Annotated in this window: 23 protein-coding genes and 3 pseudogenes; 20 read left to right on the top strand and 6 right to left on the bottom strand. The window is 46.3% G+C overall.

Going from position 1 to position 25,466, the window contains the following annotated elements; genetic code table 11:
• Positions 1-51: 51 nt before the first annotated feature.
• Together MMY81_RS09635 and MMY81_RS09630 are read left to right on the top strand one after the other, a co-directional pair.
• On the top strand, positions 52-462 hold the full coding sequence (locus MMY81_RS09635; protein WP_252312666.1) for an Lrp/AsnC family transcriptional regulator: 411 nt from the start codon (positions 52-54) through the stop codon (positions 460-462).
• Positions 463-769: 307 nt separating this feature from the next.
• Positions 770-1,465: a CPBP family intramembrane glutamic endopeptidase gene (locus tag MMY81_RS09630; protein WP_252312665.1), complete on the top strand. Its 696-nt coding sequence runs from the start codon at positions 770-772 to the stop codon at positions 1,463-1,465.
• Positions 1,466-1,496: 31 nt separating this feature from the next.
• Here MMY81_RS09630 and MMY81_RS09625 read toward each other — a convergent pair whose 3' ends face one another.
• Positions 1,497-2,249: a MerR family transcriptional regulator gene (locus MMY81_RS09625; protein WP_252312664.1), complete on the bottom strand. Its 753-nt coding sequence runs from the start codon at positions 2,247-2,249 to the stop codon at positions 1,497-1,499.
• 494 nt (positions 2,250-2,743) lie between these two features.
• Here MMY81_RS09625 and MMY81_RS09620 point away from each other — a divergent pair, with 494 nt between their 5' ends.
• Both MMY81_RS09620 and MMY81_RS09615 read left to right on the top strand, forming a co-directional pair.
• Positions 2,744-3,013, top strand: a complete 270-nt coding sequence (locus MMY81_RS09620; protein WP_252312663.1) for a hypothetical protein — start codon at positions 2,744-2,746, stop codon at positions 3,011-3,013.
• The gene (locus MMY81_RS09615; RefSeq protein ID WP_252312662.1) at positions 3,013-3,189 is read left to right on the top strand and encodes a hypothetical protein; all 177 of its coding nucleotides are present in this window, start codon (positions 3,013-3,015) and stop codon (positions 3,187-3,189) included. Before MMY81_RS09620 ends, MMY81_RS09615 begins: the two co-directional genes overlap by 1 nt.
• Positions 3,190-3,734: 545 nt before the next feature.
• Here MMY81_RS09615 and MMY81_RS09610 read toward each other — a convergent pair.
• Together MMY81_RS09610 and MMY81_RS09605 are read right to left on the bottom strand one after the other, a co-directional pair.
• A complete protein-coding gene (locus MMY81_RS09610) occupies positions 3,735-4,274 on the bottom strand; it encodes a class I SAM-dependent methyltransferase (RefSeq protein WP_252312661.1) in 540 nt (179 codons plus the stop codon).
• Positions 4,264-5,199, bottom strand: a complete 936-nt coding sequence (locus tag MMY81_RS09605; protein WP_252312660.1) for an NAD(P)/FAD-dependent oxidoreductase — start codon at positions 5,197-5,199, stop codon at positions 4,264-4,266. The genes MMY81_RS09610 and MMY81_RS09605 overlap by 11 nt, the downstream gene beginning before the upstream one ends.
• A gap of 236 nt (positions 5,200-5,435) precedes the next feature.
• On the opposite strand from MMY81_RS09605, the gene MMY81_RS09600 reads away from it, so the two are divergent.
• The 8 genes and pseudogenes from MMY81_RS09600 (at position 5,436) to MMY81_RS09565 (ending at position 14,863) form a co-directional block, all read left to right on the top strand.
• Complete coding sequence (locus MMY81_RS09600) at positions 5,436-7,265, top strand: sigma-54-dependent Fis family transcriptional regulator (RefSeq protein WP_252312659.1); 1,830 nt, start codon at positions 5,436-5,438, stop codon at positions 7,263-7,265.
• 180 nt (positions 7,266-7,445) lie between these two features.
• Positions 7,446-8,456, top strand: coding sequence for a thiamine pyrophosphate-dependent dehydrogenase E1 component subunit alpha (locus MMY81_RS09595; RefSeq protein ID WP_252312658.1), 1,011 nt, complete (start codon positions 7,446-7,448; stop codon positions 8,454-8,456).
• A 3-nt stretch (positions 8,457-8,459) separates the two neighbouring features.
• Positions 8,460-9,494, top strand: a complete 1,035-nt coding sequence (locus MMY81_RS09590) for an alpha-ketoacid dehydrogenase subunit beta (protein ID WP_252312657.1) — start codon at positions 8,460-8,462, stop codon at positions 9,492-9,494.
• Between the two features lie 35 nt (positions 9,495-9,529).
• On the top strand, positions 9,530-10,768 hold the full coding sequence (locus MMY81_RS09585; protein ID WP_252312656.1) for a dihydrolipoamide acetyltransferase family protein: 1,239 nt from the start codon (positions 9,530-9,532) through the stop codon (positions 10,766-10,768).
• An 11-nt stretch (positions 10,769-10,779) separates the two neighbouring features.
• Positions 10,780-12,168, top strand: a complete 1,389-nt coding sequence (gene lpdA, locus MMY81_RS09580; RefSeq protein ID WP_252312655.1) for a dihydrolipoyl dehydrogenase — start codon at positions 10,780-10,782, stop codon at positions 12,166-12,168.
• A gap of 171 nt (positions 12,169-12,339) precedes the next feature.
• Positions 12,340-12,828, top strand: coding sequence for a hypothetical protein (locus MMY81_RS09575; protein WP_252312654.1), 489 nt, complete (start codon positions 12,340-12,342; stop codon positions 12,826-12,828).
• A gap of 113 nt (positions 12,829-12,941) precedes the next feature.
• The gene (locus tag MMY81_RS09570; protein WP_120191424.1) at positions 12,942-13,679 is read left to right on the top strand and encodes a hypothetical protein; all 738 of its coding nucleotides are present in this window, start codon (positions 12,942-12,944) and stop codon (positions 13,677-13,679) included.
• A gap of 129 nt (positions 13,680-13,808) precedes the next feature.
• Positions 13,809-14,863 (top strand): annotated as a pseudogene (locus MMY81_RS09565) (tartrate dehydrogenase).
• Between the two features lie 53 nt (positions 14,864-14,916).
• Here the strand turns inward: MMY81_RS09565 and MMY81_RS09560 are convergent.
• On the bottom strand, positions 14,917-15,594 hold the full coding sequence (locus MMY81_RS09560) for a GntR family transcriptional regulator (RefSeq protein WP_252312653.1): 678 nt from the start codon (positions 15,592-15,594) through the stop codon (positions 14,917-14,919).
• Positions 15,595-15,770: 176 nt separating this feature from the next.
• Between MMY81_RS09560 and MMY81_RS09555 the strand changes: the two genes are divergently transcribed.
• The 5 genes and pseudogenes from MMY81_RS09555 to MMY81_RS09535 all read left to right on the top strand — a co-directional run bounded on the left by MMY81_RS09555 (position 15,771) and on the right by MMY81_RS09535 (position 20,974).
• Complete coding sequence (locus MMY81_RS09555; protein WP_252312652.1) at positions 15,771-17,000, top strand: hemolysin family protein; 1,230 nt, start codon at positions 15,771-15,773, stop codon at positions 16,998-17,000.
• Between the two features lie 120 nt (positions 17,001-17,120).
• Entirely contained in the window at positions 17,121-17,285 is a 165-nt protein-coding gene (locus tag MMY81_RS09550) for a hypothetical protein (RefSeq protein WP_252312651.1), read from the top strand.
• Positions 17,279-17,590: a hypothetical protein gene (locus MMY81_RS09545; RefSeq protein ID WP_252312650.1), complete on the top strand. Its 312-nt coding sequence runs from the start codon at positions 17,279-17,281 to the stop codon at positions 17,588-17,590. The genes MMY81_RS09550 and MMY81_RS09545 overlap by 7 nt, the downstream gene beginning before the upstream one ends.
• A 103-nt stretch (positions 17,591-17,693) precedes the next feature.
• Positions 17,694-19,741: pseudogene (locus MMY81_RS09540) on the top strand (thioredoxin domain-containing protein).
• A gap of 24 nt (positions 19,742-19,765) precedes the next feature.
• The gene (locus MMY81_RS09535) at positions 19,766-20,974 is read left to right on the top strand and encodes an MFS transporter (RefSeq protein WP_252312649.1); all 1,209 of its coding nucleotides are present in this window, start codon (positions 19,766-19,768) and stop codon (positions 20,972-20,974) included.
• A gap of 15 nt (positions 20,975-20,989) precedes the next feature.
• On the opposite strand, the gene MMY81_RS09530 is transcribed toward MMY81_RS09535, so the two are convergent.
• On the bottom strand, positions 20,990-21,646 hold the full coding sequence (locus tag MMY81_RS09530; protein WP_252312648.1) for a LysE family transporter: 657 nt from the start codon (positions 21,644-21,646) through the stop codon (positions 20,990-20,992).
• A 146-nt stretch (positions 21,647-21,792) separates the two neighbouring features.
• Here MMY81_RS09530 and MMY81_RS09525 point away from each other — a divergent pair, with 146 nt between their 5' ends.
• Positions 21,793-22,449 carry a GntR family transcriptional regulator gene (locus MMY81_RS09525; RefSeq protein WP_120191431.1) on the top strand — a complete coding sequence of 219 codons (657 nt, stop codon included), beginning with the start codon at positions 21,793-21,795 and terminating at the stop codon, positions 22,447-22,449.
• On the opposite strand, the gene MMY81_RS09520 is transcribed toward MMY81_RS09525, so the two are convergent.
• The gene (locus tag MMY81_RS09520) at positions 22,434-23,069 is read right to left on the bottom strand and encodes a polysaccharide deacetylase family protein (RefSeq protein ID WP_308215294.1); all 636 of its coding nucleotides are present in this window, start codon (positions 23,067-23,069) and stop codon (positions 22,434-22,436) included. The genes MMY81_RS09525 and MMY81_RS09520 overlap by 16 nt on opposite strands.
• Positions 23,070-23,488: 419 nt before the next feature.
• Between MMY81_RS09520 and MMY81_RS09515 the strand changes: the two genes are divergently transcribed.
• Entirely contained in the window at positions 23,489-24,223 is a 735-nt protein-coding gene (locus tag MMY81_RS09515; RefSeq protein ID WP_252312647.1) for a ThuA domain-containing protein, read from the top strand.
• 27 nt (positions 24,224-24,250) lie between these two features.
• Positions 24,251-25,349 (top strand): annotated as a pseudogene (locus MMY81_RS09510) (Gfo/Idh/MocA family protein).
• Positions 25,350-25,466 lie beyond the last annotated feature (117 nt).

Below are 25,466 nucleotides of genomic sequence, written 5' to 3'. Positions count from 1 at the left end.
AAATAAAGTCTTTTGGTCGTTTGACTTTATTAATGAAGGGATTTGAAATAGATGTTAGATCACACAGATCTAAAGATTTTGGAGGAACTTTCAAAAAATAGCCGTATCTCGATGAAAGAATTAGGAGAGAAAATCCATTTAAGTGGTCCAGCTATTTCGGCACGTGTGGAGAAATTGGAAAGAAACGGTGTTATTGAGGGTTATACTATTCAGATCAACCAAGCCGAGCTGGGCTATCCTGTCCATGCTTTGATAAACATCTTCACTAAAAGCACCTATCACCAGCCCTATCTATCTTTCTTAAAGACAAAAGAGCAATATATCATAAATAACTATAAAATCAGTGGGGATAGTTGCTACATTCTTGAAGGCAGATTCTCATCTAACCAAGAATTGGATAAGTTTCTAGTCGAGTTGAATGAACATGTAAACTACAAACTATCTATCATTATTAATAAATAGACTGGCTAATAAGGAATTGGTGTATTGAGTACTTTTATATTGTATTCATTACAACAAGTTTTTAGTTCTCATTTAGGTAACCAAAATTAAATAACCTTCCGCAAAAGTACGATTTTACAAACAAAAAAGGAGAGAAGAGGTGAATTAATCAGCCTTTCTCTCCTTTTGTATGAGAAGAACTTCGGATAAGTTGGATTATGTAAACTCTCATATCGGAACCAGTTACTGTCAGAAAACCCTTGCAGGTTACCTTACGTCACCACGTATGCTGGTATTAGTAAGTTGAAAACCTGGAGGGATAACATTGATGGGAAATTCTTTTAAACGACATGAGATGTGGAAATGGCGTGATTTAATTTATATGCTGTTTCTTGTATTGGTACTGGTTCCGATTTTCATTGAATATGTATTATTTAATTATCTATTGAGCGTTTTTCAAAACGAGTTATATGCCGGTACATTAAACGGCTTTATCATGGCGATTATTTTTACAGCTGCGCTTTATTTTATTGTTTTGAAACCTAATGGGCAGTCTTGGAGAGCTGTCGGACTAAAGCCATTCCCGTTAAGAGAGTGGAAACTGATAGCCGTTTGGACAGTCATCCTAATCGTTGGGAGCATTGCATTGGTAATTACTATGTCTTTTATAGGGGTGGGAACGGAAAATAGCAAAACGGAAAGCCTCCAGTCACAGATGACTTTGTTGAACTTTACAATAGGATTTGTTTCGGCTGCGATCATTTCTCCTATCTATGAAGAAATTTTTTATCGCGGCTACCTTTACCGTTTTTTCAGCAGCCGCTATGGTGTTTTAAGCGGTATGATAATCAGTTCCCTAATCTTTACGGTTGTACATATTCCTACATTCAATACATTGCCGGTGAATTTTGTCTCAGGTCTTATTTTTTCATGGGTTTATCAGAAAACAGGCTCCATCATTCCCAGTATCCTGATTCACGGTGTCTTCAATGGGATTGCGGTGATTCTGACTGCTATTGCTTGACTACCTTCTCTAGACTGACGTGCTCCAATTGTCAGTTGGGAGGGATTTCTTTTTTAGCGGCCATCTCCAAGAAAGCGATGATAGCTGGTGAGATTGCGTAGAGACCCAACTTAGCGGAAGCTTCGGGAGATTTGCGGACTTCCCAAAAAGCCTTGACCAGTTCTGAATCGTCGCCAAACGTTTCTTCCGATAGAATGTCAATATCCTCCAGAATAAGTTGACCTTCTAAGGAGACAGGGGAAACCCCATTCTCAAGACAAAGCTCAATCCTTTTGATGATATTAATCCACTTTTTAGTGGACTTATCTCGGTTTTCAAGTTTAGGCAATTGACTTTTAAGGTGCGACTGCTGCTCGACAGAGAAGTATTGATTCCATTCTTTTTCCTTCTCTGCATTCGCCACCAAGGAAATTAAATCTTCCCAGTGAAGAGTGGTTTTTAAGTCCAGTAGATTCAATAGGGACTGGGTGTGCTTCAGAGAATTTGTCAGGTGTTCGATCTCTTCGCTCAACAAAGACTGATGAGCAAGCAGAATTGCGGACATCGATTGTTCCAACAGGATACTACGACTATCTGCGAGCGACAGGTTCAATGACTTGAGCAGAAGTATCTTCTGTAACTTTAAAATATCCTCTTTAGAATAGTGCCGTTTACCACCAGCCCCCTTCTTTGAAGGCTGCACCAACTCAATTTGATCGTAATAGCGAATCGTTCGCACCGAGACATTCAAAATTTTTGATAATTCACCTGTTGATAAATAAGTTTCATCACTTTCATTTTCCACTACTTTTATTCCCCCTTAATAAGATTTTTTCACAATGACAGATTATGTTAAAATTTCTTAATACAAAGTTTACTATAAATTTCATTTTGATAATTTCTTAGAATTAGAAAGAAAAACTATATAAGTGACCGTTCGTAAAAGTACAACTTTTATGAACGGTGATAATAGGAGGAAAAAGAATCGTTATGAACGTCCGTAAAAGTTAAATTAAACTTTACGGGCGTTTTTTATGTCACGTACACATTTACGAACAGAAACGAAATATTTTCCAAAAAGAATGTAAAAAGAAAAGGAGCCTTAGGGAACCTCGTCATTATGCGTACGTCCAAGTAAGCAGCAAAAGTCAAAATGATCGGGTGTTAGAAAGAACACTAGTTATCTCCCTACTTCTTAAGGTTTCAGATGTTGTCTTTGTGAGAAACTGAGGAACGGTTAACGGAGAAGGGAATATATGGTAACGTTGGTAAGTATAAAATAAATGAAGGAGGACCCAAGTGAATATTATACGTTACGGACTTCGCGCTACGGTTCTCATTCTAGCTGGCAGTCTTTTCTTTGTTGATGTTTTCATGGATTATAGCAGCGTTTATCAAACGCTTATGGGCTTTGTTGTGCTTATGTTTTTAGCAAAATACGAGAAAGATAGAAGTACGATGCAGCCGGCGTCAACGGTACAACAGATTCCGGTGCTGCTGAACGGAGTGGTGGCTATGAATTTGAATATGTTGAGTGACCAATGTCATGTTCTTGAGGAGGGATATTAGTGAGTATTTTTAGCTTATTTATTATCGCGTTAATTGGCATTGTGATTTTTTCTTTAGGCATGTGCACGTGGGCGACGATTCAACATTATCGCTCGACGAAAAACGAACAAAATATCCGCCTGGCAGAATTAGAAGAGAAAAGAAAAGAACGGGAGCAGTATTCAACCGACTCTTAAATGTTCAATAGAATCGACCATACCAGAAGAGGCAAAGACCTTCCGCGAAGGAAGCTTTGCTTCTTTTTTTAGGAAATGGAGTATAGGAAAGGCATATTGCACTATTGGGGGAGATGAAAATGAAAAGAAAAACAAAGCTTAGTACCTACAAGACAAACCCCCGAAACCAACAAGAGTAAACTTAACAATTTTCTGGCAGAGCGCTATGAGAAAAAATTAGAAACGAGAAGAAAGGCAGGACCGGCCCTGCTTGTTACCGTTGTACTAATTGTTTTATTCTACGCAGGGTCTTATATTTTCAATTACAGCACGGAGTCCTTTGAGAGAATGATGGATTCCATACCTGGTGATTAAAAGATAAGGAATTCCAGTGACTTTTCTTCAAGAAAAACTCTTGGATCCTCCATATATGTACAAAAGGTGTTGTTAAAAATGTAAAAATACCCGACCTGCAGTTTTCAGCCGGGTATTAAGTATTTTATTATTTGTGAAATGCCCCATTACATACTTAATGGATTCATTATATCTATAATTCAAACAAAAAATTATTTCTGCGCGAGCAGAACATAAATTTTTTCTGTAGGATAAAACTTTCGTATGACTCGCAGGCCTGCTGCAGTGATAGCTTTTTCCATCTGCTCAGAGGTGACTCTAGGTGCTTTATGATGGGAAGCTCCGTTTGGCTCCAGTTCCACGCAGATGAGATAACCATCCTTTTTCAGCACCTGCTGGATATGGTGCAGCACCGGGGTGAGCGGGTCTATCTCATGCAGTACTAGAGAGGCAATCGCAGCGTCGATTGTATGATCGGGGAGCGATAATTCCTGAATGGGCACGATGTTTGTCAGTTCCTCCTGGAGGGCTTTGGAGCGGATAATATCGAGCATACTGTCGTCGTTATCAAGCGCATACACGGTGCCGTTAGTCCTTTTGGCTGCGGGAATGGAGAAGTAGCCGGTACCTGCCCCGAAATCGAGCAAAAGATCTGATTCTTTCAGTGGAAGTATGTCCAAAATTTCCTCCGGTGGCAGTTCCTCTCTGCGTTCCGCACTGTCCAGATAGGATACTTTTCCTTTATGATGCATCGATTTTTCCTCCTTTTTTATGTTCAGCAAATGATTCTTCGACTAAGGCCGCATTGACGGCAGCACCTGCCATACTTCCCTCACCGGCGGCAATAATCAGCTGCGAGGGACCTGCCATTAACGTATCTCCGCATGCAAAAACGCCGGGAATCTTCGTTTGTTTCATTTGATCAACGTCAATTCCGCCGCGTTCGTTCAGAGCGCACCCGAGTGAGGAAGCAAAGGGTGAGGATTGTGTCCATTCCGGCGTAATAAATCCGCCTGTCCGTTTAACGGTTGTTTCGTCCACAAATGCTATCTCCTCCAGCGCTCCGGCTTCCCCGATTAAGGAAAGAATCTTTTCTTCGTACACGTGGATGTGTTTCCGGCCGAGTATTTCTTTTTCGTCTTCTGATAGAATCTGCCTGCCGTTTGTGCAGACGATCACATCGTCCGTCCAGTTCGAAACAATTTTAGCCATATGAAAAGCATGCGGATTTTCAGAAATAACGGCCAGCGGCTGATCCCGAGTCTCCCAGCCATCGCAGTAGGGGCAGCTGAACAGGCTGGTCCCGTAAAATTCGGCCACCCGTTTTACGTCAGGCATGATTTCTTTAAAGCCGGTGGCGAGAATAACTTTTTTGGCCTGATAGATATCGCCATTTTCCATGGTGATCTGAAAATGCTGCTCCTTTTTTTGGATTTCACGTACCCGCTGTTTTTCAACGCGTACGTCCGGATACTTACGCAGCTCTTCCTGAGCGATTCGTTTCAACTCCTGTGGATCTATTCCGTCCCGCGTAATAAATCCGTGCGATTCAGATGTGACCGCATTTCTTGGTTTATTGTCGTCAAAAAGAACGGTTTTTCTGCGGGCGCGTCCTAATACAAGTGACGCATTCAGGCCTGCCGGTCCGCCGCCGATAACAGCGCAGTCAAGTATCATATAATGGCCTCCTTTATTTTAGAGATATTAAAGATTCTTATTATCTTTAATAGAATAAAATATAGCACCTGCTTTAATATAAGTCAACAGAAAGCTTTTAATTCCTCTCTGTTATATGTAAGCGTTATCATATATACTTAAAAGAACAGACGATACGGTAATTTTCTTCATACACTCCTATCATGCAGACGAATAAGCAGACCTGTCTTTTACAAAATTTAATTGAGGTGAGCTTCATGATAGCTGGTCAGGTAACAAAAGAGCAGTGGAAGCGGTTCGTACAGGAAGGGGCGCTGGACACGTCCAGGATCAGCCGGCGGATTGCCGCCTCCTGGTATCAGTGCCGAAAAAGCGGAGTGGACCCTTACAATGGAAAAGGAATCCTGCGCCTGCAGAGCGGAGATCTTCAGAAAAAACGCGAGGAAAACAAGCGACTGATTGAGATTGCGATACCTTTCATGCAGAAGCTGGCACAGATGTACGCTCAGTCAAATATGATTATTCTGCTGATTGACAGAGACGGCTACGTATTAAAACTCATGGGGCAGGCCAAAGCCAGAGCGCTCGCCACCCATATTAATTTTACTGAAGGCGTAAAGTGGACAGAAAGAGAAGTGGGCACGAATGCGATTGGAACGGCACTTTCGACGGGAGAGGCGATTACGGTAAACGGACCGGAGCATTTTTCCCTGGCATCGCAGAGCTGGGGGTGTTCGGCATCTCCGATCCGGGATGAAAACGGAGACGTGCTCGGCATTCTGGATATCTCCAGTCCATCAGCGGCCGGCTACCATGAGCATCTGCTTGGGACAGTCGTGTCTGCGGCTTACGCCATTGAGCACAAGTGGCAGCAGCTTATCAAAGAAGAAGAAATTGCTCTCATGCATCATGCGCTGGAATGTCTTGGGAAACAGGAAACCTCCTTTCTTGTGGCAGACAGGCACGGCAGCATCGTGTATCTTTCCCCGCAGGCAAAGGCGAATTTGAATGCCTCGCGGGGCACCTCCATCAACGACCTTCCTTTTTCTGCGGCCAAAATACCGGTATATTCGACGGACGGCGGGCAGGTGATCGGAAGCTATGCGGCGGTTCCGGTAAAAGAAGGAAAACCACACGGGACCGGCTGGCCCAGGACTTTTTCTTTCAAAGGAGTGATCGGCACAAGCAGCACCTTCAAAGAAGTGCTTGAAAAAGCAGAAAAAGCCTCCGGGACCAACGTTACGGTGCATATTTCAGGAGAAACCGGTACTGGAAAAGAAGTCATGGCCCGGTCCATACATGAAAGCCATGCCGGTCCGAATGCTCCGTTTATTGCCATTAACTGCGGAGCCGTTCCGGTCAATCTGCTGGAGAGTGAACTGTTCGGCTATGCGCGGGGGGCGTTTACGGGCGCAAAGAAGGAAGGCGCTCCCGGTAAAATCGTGCAGGCGGATGGAGGCACGCTGTTTCTGGATGAAATCGGTGAAGTGCCTGCTGCGATGCAGGTGGCACTGCTTCGGGTGCTGCAGGAAAAAGAAGTCACGCCGGTCGGAGGAGACAAGACGAGACGCGTCCATTTCCGGCTGATCACTGCATCAAACCGGCCGCTCGGCGAACAGGTGCAGAATGGTACCTTTCGGGAGGATTTGTATTACCGGATTTATGTATACGCAATCCACCTGCCGCCGCTTCGTCGGCGCCGGGAGGATATTCCTGCTCTTGTACACTACTATTTTCATCAGAACGGCCGTCCGTTTACGTGGACGGAGGAAGCCATTCAGGTATTGCAGCGGCAGGAGTGGAAGGGGAACATCCGTGAGCTTTTCAACGTGCTCGAAGGTTTGTATGTTGAGTTTCAGGAAGAAACACCAGCACCTCATCAGATTGAAGCCTACATGCAGCAGATTTCGCCTGAGTGCGAGGAAAGACCGCCTGCTCCATCACTCTCTGTCCGAGAACAGATGGAAAAGGACTATCTGGAAAAAGCGCTTCGCCAGCATGGAGGAAAAGCTTCTCTGGCTGCGGAACAGCTTGGCATTCCCCGAAGCTCCTTTTATCGAAAACTAGTGAAGTATAAGCTTTCTTAAAAGACAAATTGGGACGAAATGAGACAAATTGGGATATATCCCGGTTTGTCTCATTTTTGTGCAAAGAAAAACAATAAAAGTCTATTATGTAAGCGTTATCATATTGGCATGGATATTGCAATATAACATAGTAGAACGGCCGGCTTCCGGCACTATTTATTCATAAGGAGGTTAACGAGAATGGGAGTATCGGAAATTCAACAGCAGTCCCTCACGTCGGAAAAAGCAAAATGGATGTACCAGAAGATGGCAGAAATCCGCAGGTTTGAAGACCAGGTTCACGAAACGTTCAGCACCGGTGTCCTGCCGGGATTTGTGCACCTGTATGCAGGAGAAGAAGCGGTAGCGGTTGGAGTATGTGCGCACCTTGACGACAAGGACAGCATTACGAGCACGCACCGCGGCCACGGGCACTGCATTGCCAAAGGATGTGATTTGAAAGGCATGATGGCTGAAATTTACGGTAAATCTACCGGCCTCTGCAAAGGAAAAGGCGGATCGATGCACATTGCCGATGTCAGTAAAGGCATGCTTGGAGCAAACGGGATTGTCGGTGGTGGTTTTCCTCTGGCAACCGGAGCAGGGCTGTCTGCCAAGCTCCGCAAAACCGGCGGGGTAGCGGTTTGTTTCTTTGGAGACGGAGCTAACAATCACGGAACATTTCATGAAGGGATCAATATGGCAGCCATTTGGAAGCTTCCGGTTATATTTGTAGCGGAAAACAATGGCTATGCAGAGGCTACTCCATTTGAATATGCGTCCAGCTGCGAATCAATTGCCGATCGGGCTGCTTCTTATGGCATTCCGGGTGAGACGGTGGACGGCAAAGACACGATGGCGGTATATGAAGCAGCGGAACGCGCCGTAGAGCGGGCCAGAAATGGAGAAGGGCCAACATTAATTGAGTGCAAAACGTACCGGAACTACGGCCACTTTGAAGGGGACGCGCAGAAATACAAAACAAATGAAGAGCGCGATGAGCATTTAAAAGAGCTGGATGCGATTATCCGCTTCCGCCAGCATGTATTAACGACGGATCTGGCCTCTGAAGATGAGCTTCACTCCATTGATGAAAGTGTAAGAAAAGAAATAGAAGACGCAGTGGAATTTGCAGAGAAAAGTCCAATGCCGGAAGCCGATCAGCTTACTACAGATGTGTATGTAGATTACCAGCCAGGCGGGGAGGAGTAAAAGATGGCAAGAAAAATATCTTTTTCAGATGCAGTCAATGAGGCGATGGCGATTACGATGCGAAATGATGAACATGTGATTCTTCTTGGAGAGGACGTAGCGGGGGGAGCGAACGTGGATCATCTGCAGAACGAAGAAGCATGGGGAGGCGTAATGGGCGTCACCCAGGGACTCGTCCAGGAGTTTGGACGCGACCGGGTGCTGGATACGCCGATTGCCGAAGCGGGCTATGTAGGCGCTGCGGTCAGTGCAGCGGCAACTGGTATGAGGCCAATTGCCGAGCTGATGTTTAACGATTTTATTGGCAGCTGCCTTGATGAGGTAATGAATCAGGGTGCAAAGCTGCGCTACATGTTTGGCGGACACGCAAAAATTCCGCTCGTCATCCGTACGATGCACGGAGCGGGCTTCCGGGCGGCAGCCCAGCACTCGCAGAGCCTGTACGGCATGTTTACAGCGATCCCGGGATTGAAAGTGGTCGTCCCTTCGACGCCGGCAGATGCCAAAGGTCTTTTGATTTCTGCCATTGAAGACGATGACATTGTAATCTTTTTTGAAGATAAAACGCTCTACAACGTTAAAGGGGAAGTGCCGGAAGGGCATTACAAAATTCCGATCGGCAAGGCGGATATTAAACGTGAAGGTAGTGATGTAACAATTGTTGCCATCGGCAAGCAGGTACAGACAGCACTGGATGCGGCCGATAAACTTGCAGAAAAAGGCATTCAGGCCGAAGTAGTAGATCCGCGCAGCCTCTCTCCGCTTGATGAAGATACGATTTTAAAATCGGTTCAGAAAACGAGCCGTCTTATTATTGTGGATGAGGCCAATCCGCGCTGCAATGCCGCAACCGATATTTCAGCCATGGTAGCGGATAAAGGCTTTGATTTTCTTGATGCGCCAATAAAGATGGTAACTGCTCCGCACAGCCCGGTGCCATTTTCTCCATCGCTGGAAGATCTGTATCTCCCATCACCGGAGAAAGTCATTAAAGTGGTCGCTGAACTGATCGATGATGAATCTATTGTGGCAAGCTGATAAATCCAAGAACAGGCTGAAGGAGAGTGAAGCGCATGGCACAGGAAGTGGTGATGCCTAAATTTGGAATGAGCATGGAGGAAGGCACTATAGTTGAATGGCTCGTAAAACCGGATGATGAAGTGAAAAAAGGGGATCCGCTCGTTACAATCAGCTCCGACAAAATAACAAATGATCTGGAAGCTCCTGCAAGCGGTGTTATTCTCGAAGTTACTGCGAATGTTGACGATACGCTTCCAGTAGGAAAAACGCTCGCTTATATTGGAGAAAAAGGAGAAAAGCCTGGATCCAGCAGGGAAGAACCGCAGGAAAAGCCGGAAGCCCAGCAGGTCCAGTCTGCTTCAACCCAGACGGATGAAGAGCCAAAAACAAACGGACGCGCCGCTTCAGATTCCAGGCATATCAAAATTTCTCCGGCCGCGAAAAAACTGGCCAAATCAAAAAGCATTCCGCTGGAAAAACTCACAGGTACAGGACCGCAGGGACGAATCACCAAGCAGGACGTGGAAAATTATGAGGCGCCTGCCTCGGAGGAACCGGCGCCTCAAACGGAAATTGTGCCTTACGCCGGGATAGGAGAAGCCGTAACCAAAACACCGGTACGGGGCATGAGAAAAGCGATTGCAGAAAACATGCATCAAAGCCTGCAGCAGAGCGCACAGCTGACTCTGATGAAAAAAGCAGACGTTACAGATCTGCTTCATGTACAGAAACAGGCTAAACAAAGCCTGGAGAAAGGCGGGGAAACCGTACCACTGACGCTTACTGCTTTTATTGCTAAAGCCGTGGTTAAAAGCCTGCAGGCTCATTCCCATATGAACAGCGCGTATATAGAAGACGCGATTCATACGTATCCGCACGTTCATTTAGGCATTGCCGCGTCGCTTGATAATGGCCTGGTGGTGCCGGTATTGTTCCATGCCGAGCATCAATCGGTACTGGGACTGGCGGAGAATATCCAGAAGCTGGCTGAAAAAGCACGCGAAAATCGGCTCGACACCAGCGAAATGTCCGGATCGACGTTTACGATTACGAATCTGGGAGCAACAGGAATTGAGTATTTCACGCCGATTCTGAACCCTCCGGAAGCGGGAATTCTAGGCATCGGCTCGCTGCAGGAGGAAGTGGTCATGATCGAAGGCCAGCCGCAGGCCCGGAGATTTCTGCCGCTCAGCTTAACCTTTGACCATCGGGTAATAGACGGCGATCCGGCCAGCCGTTTTCTAAAAGATGTCGCATCGGCACTGGAGCAGCCGTATCAGATGCTGCTGTAGGAGGTGGACGGATGCAGGAACAAAGCACAGAGATTCTTATTATCGGAGCGGGACCCGGAGGATATGTTGCGGCCATCCGGGCCGCCCAAAATGGCAGAAAGGTAACATTAGTAGATAAGGGTGAGCTTGGAGGCACGTGTTTAAACGTTGGCTGCATCCCTTCTAAAGCGTTAATCGAAGCCGGCCATTATGCTGCGATGCCCGCCCGTGCGGCATCAGCCGGCATTCATTATCCGGAGCCTGAGATTGATTTCCAGAAGCTGCAGCAGTGGAAAACGGGAATAGTAAAACAGCTGACCGGTGGAGTAAAAGGACTTCTGCAGGCCGCAGGAGTAGAGATTGTTAAAGGAGAAGCTTCGTTTGCCGATGCCAACCGGATAAAGGTGACCGGCGGACAGGAGATTACTTTCTCGCATTGCATTATCGCTACAGGTTCTTCTCCTGTTGAAATTCCGGCGTTTCCGTTCAATGAAAGGACACTCTCATCGACAGAGGCGCTGGCCTTAACAAAAAAGCCTGAGTCAGTGACGGTAATAGGCGGCGGCTATATTGGCATTGAGCTGGGAACGATGTTTGCCAATTTCGGCACAAAAGTAACGATCATTGAAGGACTCCCCGGTATTCTGCCCGGGTTTCCAAAAGCTATGTCCGCACTTGCCGCCGAGGAGCTGAAAACCCGGTCGAATGTAGCCGTTCATACAGAGACTAAAGTAAGAAAAGTGGATACGGCAGAACAATCCGCCGTCATTACGTATGAAAAAGGTGGAGAAACAGAAACGCTCGAAAGTGAGTATGTGCTGGTGACGGTGGGGAGAAAGCCAAATACAGAGAAGCTGGAGCTGGAAAAGGCCGGTATCCAAGTCAATGAAAAAGGGTTTATTGAAGTCAGCCCTTCTTGTCGGACGAGCGTGCACCATATTTTTGCCATTGGCGATATTACGCCGGGTCCTGCTCTTGCCCACCGCGCCTCCATGCAGGGTAAACTGGTGAGTGAGGCGATGGAAGGAGAGGAAGGAGACAGCTCGGATTACGTCATTCCGGCCGTTGTGTTCTCCGAGCCGCCGCTTGCTGTTGTTGGTTTATCGAAGGAAGCGGCGCAGCAGGAAGGATACGAAGTGAAGGCTGACAGTTTCCCAATGAGCCATAATGGGCGTGCCCTGACGTTGAATACAACGGCAGGCATGGTAACGCTGATTACGGATAAAGCAGATGGAACAATACTCGGTGCGGAAGCGTCCGGAGAAGGAGCTCCGGAACTGATCAATGAGCTTGCGCTCTGCATTCAGTCCGGTTTAACGGCTGAAGATGTCTCCCTTGTCGTTCATGCGCATCCGACTCTTGGAGAGAGCGTAATGGAAGCCGCGGAAAAAGTGATAGGTACGCCGATTCATCAATTGTAAAAGCAGGGGAGCGTGCTCTCCTGCTTTTTAATGTGGAAAATAATCGAAAAAATACGGATCCGGCAATAGGCATATTTATTTTTGTTATACTAATGAAGAGTTTATTCATCCGCAGGACTTGGCGGCGCACGGATTTTTTCTTATACTATGTATCATAGAAGGGAGTGATGAATGACTATGACCTCAGTAAATGTACTCGTGATCGTGATCAGCCTTGGAGCCGCCGTATTCGCATGGCTGCAGGCCAATACCGCCAAAAAGCAGGCGCAGGCCGCAGCAGAGCAGGTAACCATCGCCCAGGATCATATAGAATATGTAAAAAAGAATTACGAACAGGAAGAAAACCGGCTGCGGGACGAAATCGACAATCAGCACAAAGCGTTCTTCACGATTGAAAAGGTGGTAAAAGGCGCACGACAGGAAGTTGTTATTTCTAATATCGGCAATGGGGAAGCGAGAATTACCGAAATATTATTTGACGGGGCTGATTACACTGAGCACCGTTCCTACGAAAGCAGCAACTGGAGAAAAGGCGTGATTAAAGGAAATGGTGCAAATCTTGTCATTACTTTGATCCCGAGTAAGTTTCACCGCTTAAATGAAATTGAAGTGTTCTGGACCGATGAAGTCGGTGAAGACAGCACTCATAAGCTTATTTAATACATAAGGCGTGCCTGAAAAGGGACGTCTTTTTACGATCTTGTAAAGCCGGGAGCCGCACGTGGTATACTGGTAAGACGGTTTGATACATATGAACAGGGGGAACGACACATATGATATTTGCAGCTATTGAAGGCAGCCGCGGCATTATTTCCGGAGGGACAGGGAGCATTACCTCCCTTCCGGTGCCTACAGGAAGCGCCAATTTTTTTGACCTGCTCGTCATTATTATGACGCCGATTCTACTTTTTACTTTTGCTCTTGCTCTGCGCCGCATGCTCAAAGACAAGCTGAACCGGAATTATGCTGTATTTCTAGGCATGATTGCGATGGAGTGGCTGCTTGCCTCTATTATACTAAACATTATTTACGGCAGCCTGCTGTACCGGAATGCTGGGTTGTATCTATTCGAACTGTTTGGAGGGGGCTTTTTAACCAGTCTCTTGAACCTGATTGCGTACGGCGCTCTTTATCAGATTCTGCTGAGCTCCATTATTATGGCGAATCGGAAGATCGAAGAGCATTCCAGTGCGAAGACGCTTCACTTAATGGATATGCTCGTGCTCTCATCGAGAGACCGCACGGATTTATCGCGGGCGGTGCGCGATGATATATCCCACCAACTGTCTTCCAACAGCAAGCTTAAAAAGGAACACCAGTATTACTTAAAGCGATCAATGGCGATTTATAATGAAGACCTGTCCACTTCTATGAGTACACGATCCGGTCGAATTGAGATGGAACGATACACGATGCAGAACGAAGAAATCTCCCACCCTATGAGCTATGTTTCCGCGATCTATAACATTATGCGCCAGCAGTTCAGGCCGAGCCGCCCGAACCGTCGCTGACGCCGAAGAGCTTTTTCTTACTAAAAGGAGAAAGCTCTTTTTTTTGTATATTATGGAGGCGTTTACAAAAAGAGAGAGGTAAGATATGATGATAAAAAGTCGACGGTCGACGGAAATGAGGACGAATTGATGAGAACATTGAAAATAGCAAGTATTCCCGGTGACGGTATTGGAAAAGAAGTTGTGCCGGCTGCAGAAGAAGTCGTACAGGCAGCGGTCAAAGCCTCTGGGGGAGTTGAGATTGAATTCACGCAGTTTCCATGGAGCTGTGAAATTACTTAGAGCATGGCAAAATGATGCCCGATGACGGCCTCGACACGCTAAAAGAATTTGATGCGGTGTTCCTGGGGGCTGTTGGCAATCCGGAGCTCGTAGCCGATCATATTTCCCTGTGGGGGCTGCTGATTAATATCCGCCGTAATTTTGAACAGGTGCTTAACATGAGGCCGGCGAAAACGTTTAAAGGCCTGAAATCAAAGCTTGCCGACCCAAAAGACTTCGATATTATAGTTGTCCGCGAGAACAGTGAAGGGGAATACAGCGAAATTGGGGGACGTATTTACCAGGGAGAAGACCAAATCGCTATTCAGAGCGCCGTATTTTCAAGAAAAGCAACCGAAAGGGCGGTTCGTCATGCGTTTAAACTGGCGGCAGAGCGCGGGAAAAAAGTAACAAGCGCAACAAAATCCAATGGAATTATTCATTCGATGCCGTTCTGGGATGAAATTTTCGAAGAAACAGCACTGGAATACCCCGATTTTAAGACGGAGTCCCAGCATATTGATGCCCTGGCCGCGTTCTTTGTTACAGCACCGGAGCGGTTTGATGTCATTGTAGCGAGCAATTTGTTCGGCGACATTTTAACTGATATCGGAGCCGCCATTATGGGAAGTGTCGGTATTGCACCGGCTGCCAATATTAATATGAACGGCAAGTACCCTTCGATGTTTGAACCGGTTCACGGTTCTGCTCCTGACATTGTCGGCAAAGAGCTTGCAAACCCGATCGGCCAGATCTGGACGGCCAAAATGATGCTTGATCATCTTGGCGAAGAAAAAATAGCCGCTCGTTTACTCGAAGTAATTGAAGGCGTTATTGCAGATGGTATTATGACCCGTGATATCGGCGGTACCTCGACTACTACGGAAGTGAAAGATGAAATAATCCGCCGCCTGCAGGCATAGCATAAAGGAAGAGCCCGGCTTGGCAGCCGGGCTCTTCATTTATTTCCTGTTTATTAAATAATAAGTGCTTTTGTCTGCAGCTGTTCTTTCAGATAGCTGAGATCGTGTTCGAGATGATGGATCATGGCTTTGGAGGCAGCTTCCTGGTTTCCAGCCTTAATTTCCCGATAAATGGCGGAATGTTCAGCTTCTATCGTCAGAGCTCTTTCTGTGCCGGTGAAATTGTAGGTGCGGAACAAGTACATTAAAGAACGGAGTTCATCAATCTGTCTTTTGAGACGGTTGTTTCTGCTAAAGAGAATGATATGATTATGAAAGGATTCATTCAGCTTAATAATTTCCTGTGCAGGCGCTTCCCGATGGATAGCCTGCCTGGTCTCTTCAAGCACCAAACCTATTTGGGCGGTTTCATCTGCCTCTGCCGCGGTTATCATTAAGCGCACGGCAAACGACTCAAGTGCCTGCCTGCACTGGTAAATCTCTTCTACATCCTTAAACGTAGGCTGATAGACCATCACTTTCGCTTTTTCATCGGAAACGAGAAGTCCTTCCCGTTCAAGTACCCGAATAGCTTCTCGTATTGGACTTCGGCTCACCCCGAAGTCTTTGGCGAGCTGTGTTTCATTAATGCGCTCGCCGGGCGTAAGCGTGCCTTCTACGATCATCGCTTTAAGCGAATGATAAAACTGCTCGTAATAAGGTATGGGTTTTTGAATAATCGGTTGTTTCACGTGAAACCAGCTCCTTTCATTCCGATATGTATCCAACGTTCTTTTTTTAAAGTATAGCATGTTTGAAACAGGCAGGAATAAACAGGCTGTATTAAGGGTAATTGTAATAAGCACCCATTTTACCACTACACAATACTAACGATTATGTCATTGTACATATCCAAGGAGGAACCCCAGTGATCATTGCGATCATCATCTTATTATTTGTATCTTTTTTCTTTTCCGGAAGTGAAACAGCGCTGACGGCCACAAACAAAATGAAGCTTCAGACAAAGGCGGAAAATGGAGATAAAAAAGCAGGAAAGCTGCTTGATCTGCTATCGCGCCCAAGTGAATTTATTACAACGATTTTAATTGGAAATAACATAGCGAATATTCTACTGCCCACGCTGGTGACGGCGCTTGCGATTCAATACGGTATAAGTATTGGGATTGCTTCGGCCGTTCTGACTGTAGTAATTATTATTTTTTCCGAGGTTATTCCAAAGTCGGTCGCGGCAACATTTGCAGACCGTATTTCTCCAATCGTGTATCCGATTATCCGCTTTTTTGTCATTATATTTAAGCCGATCACAATTGTGCTTAATAAATTGACAGGCGCGATTAACAAGCTGTTGTCAAAAGGCCAGGCGCAGGAAGCATCCGTTTCGAAAGAAGAGTTCCGCACGATGGTCGATATTGCAGGATCGGAAGGGACGTTTAACGAAGCGGAGTCCCACCGTATTAAAGGCATGCTCGATTTTCACAACCTGAACGTAAAAGATGTTTTAAAAACGCCTCGTGTAGAAGTGGAAGCCCTGCCTCTCAGTGCTTCTTTTGAAGAAGTACGCGACATCGTAATTGCCAATCCGTATACGAGATATCCGGTGTACGATAATGATATTGATGATATTGTTTCTGTCTTTCATTCAAAATATTTAATATCATGGGCAATGGAAGCGGAAAGGCCGCTTGAAGCTTTCAGCTCCGCCGATCCTTTGATTGTATACGAATTTCATAAAATTGAAGGAGTCTTCCGCCGCATGACGAAAGAAAAAAAGCATATGGCGATTGTACTGGATGAATATGGCGGCACCGAAGGAATTCTGACGCATGAGGATATCATTGAAGCAATGATCGGTCTTGAAATTGAAGATGAAATGGACGTAGAAGAGGATGCGAGTATTGAAAAAGTGTCCAATACAGAAGTAGTCTGCGACGGAAAAGTTACGCTGCGCCGTCTGAATTCGGTGTTCAATACCAGGATTCCCGAAGAAGAGGATGTGCTCGCAGGCTATCTGCTCAAGGAGCATAACGGATTTCCGGAGCAGGGGGAAATACTGGAGCTCGAAGACCTGACCTTTGAAATACTGGAAACAAAAGGAAGAACCATCAGCAGAGTACGTATAGAAAAAGCAGAATTATAAAAGCGCCGCCCCACCGGGCGCTTTTTTTTTGTGAATAAATGTCCATAAACCTTCTGCAGAAGATTTACAGCGGGGGAGGATAATTGGTAGGGTAGAAAAGAATGGAAAAAGGGGGAAATCATGAAACTAGTCTTATGGATCACGGGTGCCGTTCTGGCTGTAATTGGCGTTTCAGCCTATTTTTATTTTACGTCCCAGCAGGAACAGCAGGCGCAGACAGAACAGGAAGTAGAAAAAATTCAGGAAACGGTTGAGAAAGCAATCAGGATATTGGAGAAGTGGTAAGCGAGTCCCATCAGTTTTATAACGGCACTACCGGCTACGGAGGGCTGCAGAATCTGGAAATGGAAAAACAGGTAGAGCAGGCAGAACAAAATATTGAGCAGGTAAACGAACTGGAGCCGGACAGCTCAAGTCTTGAAGAAGACCTTGAAGAAATAAAAACCTTGTCGGAGAATGTGGCTTCCAAAAGAGAGATGGAAGAAGTTCGGATGCTCCACCGTTATTTTCATGATCTGGACATTGCATTAAATGATTATGACGGCAACACAAAAATATGGGGCGTCACCGAAACGCTGGATGCCGGATAAAAGAACCTGAAGGAAAAAAACGATAAACTATGAGAAAATACAGAAGGCGCCGTTTGGGCGGCTTCTTTTTCGTCTATACTATGAAAGAAAGGACGTGTTTTGAATGAATAGACTGCAGTATGAAAAATCACCTTACTTACTTCAACATAAAGATAACCCTGTCGACTGGTTTCCGTGGGGAGAGGAAGCATTTGAAAAAGCCAGAAAGGAAAACAAGCCGGTGCTAGTATCGATCGGCTATTCAAGCTGTCATTGGTGTCATGTGATGGAAGAGGAGAGCTTTGCCGATGAGGAGACAGCCGCTTTGTTAAATGAGCGGATGGTAGCTATAAAAGTGGATCGTGAGGAACGGCCCGACATTGATGCGTTGTATATGAAAGCCTGCCAGGCCATGACGGGCCGCGGCGGCTGGCCGCTTAACGTATTTCTCACGCCGGAGCAGAAGCCGTTTTACGCTGGTACGTATTTTCCGAAGCAGGGGATGCAAGGACTTCCCGGCATAACGGATGTTGTAACGCAGCTCTCGGATAAATACAACGAAGATCCGGATAAAATTGCCGAGGTGGCCGGCAAGATGGAAATGGTGCTGCAGCCGGGCGATGCCTCCAACCAGATGGATATTGGGCACGAGACGCTTGCTCAGGGGTATCAGCAGCTGTTTCACAGCTTTGACAAGCTGCACGGCGGGTTCGGCTCCGCGCCGAAGTTCCCGACGCCTCATACGATTTTATTTCTGCTTCGTTATTATCAGGATACAAATGAAGAAGAAGCGCTTCACATGGTCGTGCAGACGCTTGATCATATGGCGTCCGGGGGTATTTATGATCACATCGGCTTCGGTTTTTCCCGGTACTCCACAGACGATAAGTGGCTTGTGCCTCATTTTGAGAAAATGGTCTATGACAATGCGCTGCTGCTGATGGCCTACACGGAAGCCTATCAGATTACGAAAGAACGGCGCTTCCGGGAAACGGCCCTGAGCATACAAACCTACCTGCTACGTGATATGCAGGATGGGCAGGGCGGTTTTTATTCCGGAGAAGATGCGGATTCGGAAGGGGTGGAAGGAAAATTCTACGTATGGACGCCTGAAGAAGTAAAGCAGATACTTGGAGAAGAAGCCGGGGAACAGTACTGCGCGGTCTATGACATTACCGGGCAGGGCAATTTTGAAGGAAAAAGCATTCCAAATACGATAGATTCCTCGATATCAGAAGCAGCGCTTTCTTTTCGCATGGAAGACGAGGCATTCCGTGAAAGCTGGAAGATGCCCGAAAGAAACTGTTTGAAGCCAGAAACAAGCGAACCGCACCATTTAAAGATGATAAAGTCCTCACCTCCTGGAATGGCCTTGTCATTGCTGCGCTTGCTAAAGCGGGCAGAGTATTTAAAGAAGCAGGAAGCTTAATTGCTGCCAAACAGGCCTATTCTTTTATTGAAAAAGAATTATACGATGGTGAACGTCTGATGGTCCGGTGGCGTGAAGGTGAAGTGAAGCATAAAGGTTTTCTGGAGGATTATGCCAACATGCTGTGGGCCTCCATCGAAATGTATGAAAGCACGTTTGAACTGCATTATCTGGAGCAGGCCAAAGCTCTGGGACACGAAATGATCCGCTTGTTCTGGGACGAGGCGGAAGGTGGCTTTTTCTTCTACGGAAGCGACGCGGAATCCCTTCTGGTCCGTCCGAAAGAAACAAGCGACGGCGCGATGCCGTCGGGAAACAGTGTGGCCGCTTATCAGCTTCTCCGCCTGGGCCGGTTAACAGGAGACCCTGTATTTGAAAATACGGCAAAAGCCTGCGTTCAGGCGTTTTCCGGAAACCTCGCGCGGCATCCGCAGAGCCATATGTATTTTCTGCAGGTTCTTGGGGCGCTTGTTGTATCGTCCAAAGAAGTAGTGATTCTGTCGAGCATGGAAGACGAAGAAACCAAATACATTGTAGATACCCTGCAGGAAGATTTTCATCCCAACGTTACGTTTCTTGTAGCAGAGGAGGCTGAGCAGTTTAAGCCGGCAGTTCGTTTCGTAAAAGGCTATAAAAAGCTGGAAAACAGCACGACGATTTATGTGTGTGAAAATTATTCCTGCCACACGCCGGTCACCTCGGCTGCCGAGGCGCTGAATTTGATAAACGAAACCAGGAAATAAGTTCCGGTTGAAAGAAGGTACTGTATGAAAACAACCATTACGCTGCGCCACCACGTATTATTTTTAGCCAGTATTTTTTGTTTCTGGTTTGCTACGTATATTTATATTCCTACATTCAGCTTATATCTGGAGTACCAGGCGTTTCCCCTGGATACCATTGGCATTATTCTGGGAAGCTATGGCGTGACGCAGGTGCTGCTGCGGTTTCCGCTCGGCGTGTTGTCCGACAGGCTTCAGTATCTGCGTAAAGCGTTGTATATAGCGGGCTTTGTATTTGCGATTGTAAGCGGTCTGATGCTGATTTATTTTGATTCCTTTTTCCCGATATTAATGGCCCGCCTGTTTGCCGGGGTGACCGCAGCAATGTGGGTGATGGCAACGATTATGTATGCCCAGTATTTTCGTCCCGATCAATCGTCAAGAGCTATGGGAACCGTGCAGTTTTTAACGGTCACGCCTCAATTTATCAGCATGGCTAGTGCGGGTTTTCTCGTGTCCCAGTTCGGCTGGTCGCTGCCATTCTGGATTGCGGTCGTGTTCTCTGTTCTCGGACTGGTGCTCGCTCTGGCAGTTAAAGTGGTGCCGGTGGAAGCTGGAAGCGCTCCAAAATTGAAGCTTTCTGAATATGTAACAGGCACGCTTAAAGTGAAATACCTGCTTCCGGTCACAACGGTTTCAATGCTGTGCCACGCAATAATGTTTATTACGATCTTCGGCTTTACGCCGTTGTATGCCAGTTCCCTGGGCGTTACGGAAAGGGAATTAATCTGGCTGATGACAGGCTTTTTTGTGCCTCATGCGGCAGCTTCGCTCGGTGTGGCCTTTGCTTCCATTTCACCGGAGCGGGAGCGGTTTTATTTTATCGGAGGGCTGGTACTGACTGTTGTTATGCTTGCCGCAGTGCCGATGACTAATTCGCTGCTCACCTTAAGCCTCGTACATGGAGTGATCGGACTGGCTCTTGGAGTTGTGCTGCCCCTGCTGCTTGCCAACATTGCCCGTCTGCCGGGAAATCAGCTGAAAAATTCCGTTATGGGCTTTTATCAGTCGTTTTATGCGCTCGGCATCTTCCTCGGTCCTCTTATTGGAGGAGCAGTAGCGGAAAATATCGGTCTGAACGCTGTGTTCGTGATGGGAAGTATTTTTGCCGCAGCAGCGCTTGGAGTTGTCTGGTTATATTTTAAAGACAGAAAACCTGCTGTAAATAATATGAAAAAACCGGCCTCCTTTTAAAGGGAGCCGGTTTTTTCATGGGACTGACGAGACGGTGCTGCAAAAAATAAGCTTAGCGCCGAATGCCATTAATGCAAGGCCTGTTGATTTCTGAAAGATCTGCTGGAAGCGCGGGCTGTTCAACCAGCGCTGCACGTGATTGAGCACGAATACAAGTACGAGGAACCAGGTGACGGCGATAACGGTTAAGATGCCGCCAAGCACCATCAGCTGCTGGTTTACATTGCCGCTCATATCAACAAAAGGCGGCATAAAGGTGATATACACCACCACCGTTTTAGGGTTGAGGATGTTGCTCAGTACTCCCTGGAGGTAGGACTCCCTGCAGCGTCCGTTTCTGCCTGCAGCGGCTGTTTCGTCGGCACTTTTCTGTACTTCTTTTAAAGAAAATGAGCTTTTTGTCATAAAGGAACGGATGCCTAAATAAAACAAATAAGCGGCGCCCAGATATTTAATCGTTTCAAATAACACGGGAGATTGGGAAATAACGACGGAAAGGCCCAAAACCGCAATAACGGTCCAGAACGTCAGTCCGGTCGCCATGCCAAGTATCGTAAACCGCCCGGCTTTTGCGCCGTGCGAGAGCGTATTTTTCATAATAAGTACAGTGTCTGCTCCGGGAAGCATTGACATCATGGCGGCCATCAAAATATAAGCCGGTAAGTTTTCCATAGCGGACTCTCCTAACAATATACATATGCAATATATTACATATTAGAATATACCATATATAGGAAGGAAAAGCACGTTGTGGCGTTGGTATTTTTTTTGCTTTATACTTTAACTAAACGAGTATGAAGCGAAAGGTGATATGCACTGTGCCGATTCCATCCGATCTACCTATACCGGAAAGAAAATCCGCAAAGGACCGGGCGTATCTGCAAATTCAAAAATGGATTATTGACGGAACGCTCCAGCCTGAAGAAAAAATTAACGACTCTGAACTGGCGGAGGCTCTTGGAGTGAGCAGGACACCTATAAGAGAGGCGCTGCAGCTCTTAAACGAAGATGGGTTCGTAGCAATGAAGCCTGGAGTTGTTACGCAGGTAACACAGGTGAAGCCCGAAGATGCTGTATTAATATTTCCACCGCTCGCTGCCCTGCAGGCGCTGGCAGCGGAAATAGCAGCAAAGAATATGGAAGAGCCAATGATAGAAGAGCTGCGAAACGTAAATGAGCAGTTCACAGAAGCAATTCAGGATGGCGACTACCGGGCTGCATTGAAATGGGACGAAAAGTTTCATGATATTATCGTAGACAGCATTCGTAATCCGTATATTTCAAAAACCACACTTTCCCTGCAATCGCACGTCAGGCGGCTGTTCTATCATGATTCGATTATCCTGACAGAGGAATCCATTGAAGAGCATGACCAGATTATTTACGCGATGGAAAAACGGGATCCGGAAACGGCGGCTGAAGTGACCCGCACTAACTTTTTCCGTCCTATTGACCACGATTATCCGCTGCGCTGAGAAGGCAGGGCTAGGCACGTATACCCTTCTTTATGAAGCAGGTCGATCAGTTCGGGCAGAATGGACACAGTCTGCTGAAGTTCATGAAGCAGTACAATCGATCCCGGCTGGATAGTGTCCATAACGTTGGAAAGAATAGCCTCCGGGCTCTTTTTTTCTTTCCAGTCAAACGAAGCAGTATCCCACATAACGAGTTCCAAACCGAGCTCGTTTACGACACGAACCGTTTCTTCATTGTAGCGTCCATAGGGCGGCCGGAAATATTCTATAGGCGCCGGGCTGATACTTTTGATAGAGTCGAGGCTGCTTTGTATTTCATGCTTTTGTTTATCAAAGGAGAGCGATGTAAGGTTAGGATGGCGGTGAGTGTGGGAGCCAAGCGTATGCCCCTCCTCAATAACCCGCAGTGCAGGCCGCTGCGGATGAACCAGCCGGCCCTGCCAGAAGAAAGCCGCCTTTGCCTGTTTGTCTTTTAATATATCCAAAATTTGATGAGTAGTGCGGCTCGGCCCGTCGTCAAAGGTTAAAAAAACCGCCTTTTTTTCAGCGGGTGCAAGAGACGCTGCATTAGTTAGCGCATGATCGGTATTGAAGCTGGACCCAGCTCCTTTTTTTGCAATTCAAGGGGACTGCCTCATGCTGATTCCTCCTCTTTTTTCATCTTTTATTAGTATAGAGGAAAGGATTCACTCCGCCTACTTTTCTGCTTAGTTGAATTTCTGCTTGCATTATTTGGAAACGCTTACTATAATGAAGCTGAGAAATCGAAACGTTTCGGATCACTCCGCAGTAAGTTTTACATAATGCCAGCGTGAAGAAGATAAGAAAATAATATCTTCTTTCTGTTATGATTTAATTTTTAAAATGATGAGTATTCTCATCATTTCATTTTTTTTCTGCAGAATCCGCACTAATAGAGCTTTTCACTGCAGTAATTCATTCTTTTCCTTCGAAAAGGGTATATTTTCATAGGGAACGTTCGAGCAACAAAAGGTTAATTTATTACTAAAATATATTATAATTGATATAGGAGGCCTTTATGAAAATTGTAGTATGGAACGAAAACAGGCACGAGAAAGAAAACGAGGTGGTTTCTTCGATTTATCCGGAAGGAATTCACGGAGCTATTCAAGGCTTCCTGGAAAAAGAGGGGCTTGATGTCAGCACAGCTACATTGGATGAACCGGAACATGGGTTAACAGAGGAGGTTCTAAATCATACGGATGTTCTCGTCTGGTGGGGTCATCAGGCTCATGATGAAGTGACCGAAGAGGTCGCAGAACGGGTGAAAGAACGGGTGTTGGAAGGAATGGGACTGATAGTACTTCACTCTGCTCATTTCTCAAAAGTGTTTAAAAAGCTCATGGGTACTTCCTGTGACCTGAAATGGAGAGAAGCGGATGAAAAGGAACGTCTTTGGGTCGTCAATCCTACACATCCCATTACGGATGGCATAGGGGAATTTATTGAGCTGGAGAAAGAAGAAATGTACGGGGAGCATTTTGACATTCCTGTACCGGAGGAATTGTTGTTTGTCAGCTGGTTCGAAGGTGGGGAAGTATTCAGGAGCGGTGCCACTTTTCAGCGTGGACGGGGGAAGATTTTTTATTTCCGGCCGGGACATGAAACATATCCAACGTATTACCATACAGACATTCAGCGAGTAATAAGCAATGGCATACACTGGGCAGCAGGACTGGCTACACCAAAGCCGGTTTACGGAAACGCCCAGCCGCTTGAGCCTATTGCAGGCAAAACAGCTGCCGGACGCTGATGGCCACACTAGAGGGGGTAAATAGTAATGGACAAGCTGAAAATCGGCATCATTGGATCAGGTGGAATCGCGCAGTCAAGGCACATTCCTACTTTTCAACAGCTTGAAGAGAAAGTATCGATTGAAGGGGTATACGATATTAATCAGGACCGGGCCCAGGAAGTAGCGGCGTCTTTCTCTATCGCCCGGGTCTACCACAATATTGAAAGAATGCTTGAAGAGGTGGATGCAGTCATTATCTGCACCCCCAATAAATTTCATGCAGATATTGCCGTACAGGCGTTGAACAGAGGCATTCATGTGCTCTGCGAAAAGCCTATGGCTATTACGACCGAAGAATGCAGCCGTATGATAGAAGCGGCTGAAAAAACAGATTCGGTTCTGGCCGTTGCCTTTCACTATCGTTTTGGACCGGAAGCCCAGATTGCCAAACAAATGATGGAAAATCATGAAATCGGCGACCCGCTTGTTTGTCGTTTCCAGGCACTCCGCCGTCGTAAAGTACCGGGCTGGGGCGTATTTACAAATAAAGAACTCCAGGGCGGAGGAAGCCTGATTGACCTACGGCTGCCATCTGCTTGATCTCCTTGTGGCTGCTTGGAGATCCGGAGCCGCTTGAGGTTATGGCAAAAACGTATGACCGTTTAAGCAAAGCGCCGAATCTTACGAACGAATGGGGCCAGTTTGATCACACTACCTTTAACGTGGAGGATCACGTGACCGGGTATATCACATTTGAAAATGATATTACGCTGGCAGCTGGAATGTTCCTGGGCAGCCAATATAAAAGAAGATACGGAACAGCTCAGCATTTCCGGCGTGGAAGGCGGATTTCAGCTATTTCCATTTGAGCTGTATCAAGCGAAGTACGGCACCCTTTTGAACAGCACAGCCCAGATTAATAAAATTGATAATATTGAGCCATACTATCAGGCGAACAACTTTGTAGATGCCTGTACAGGCGAGCGGAACTTATTGTTAAACCCGGAGCAGGCTATGAAGGTAACCAAAATAGTCGAAGCTCTTATAGAGCAGTGAATCAGGACAAAGTGTCCGATTTGAAGAAAATCCACCAGTTTTGAAGAATCTTATTAAAAAACCAGGCCCCCGGGCTTGGTTTTTTTAGGTTGTCGAGAAACCACTCTAGCGTGTAGAGGTAAATAGATTTCGAATTCTTTGTAAACGATGTTCTTTCATCTTTTTGGGTAGAAGCAGTAAGCTTATAACCCTTCGTTTTCAAAGC

The organism is Sinobaca sp. H24, from assembly GCF_023845525.1.
This window is presented reverse-complemented; position numbering and strand designations above follow the sequence as displayed.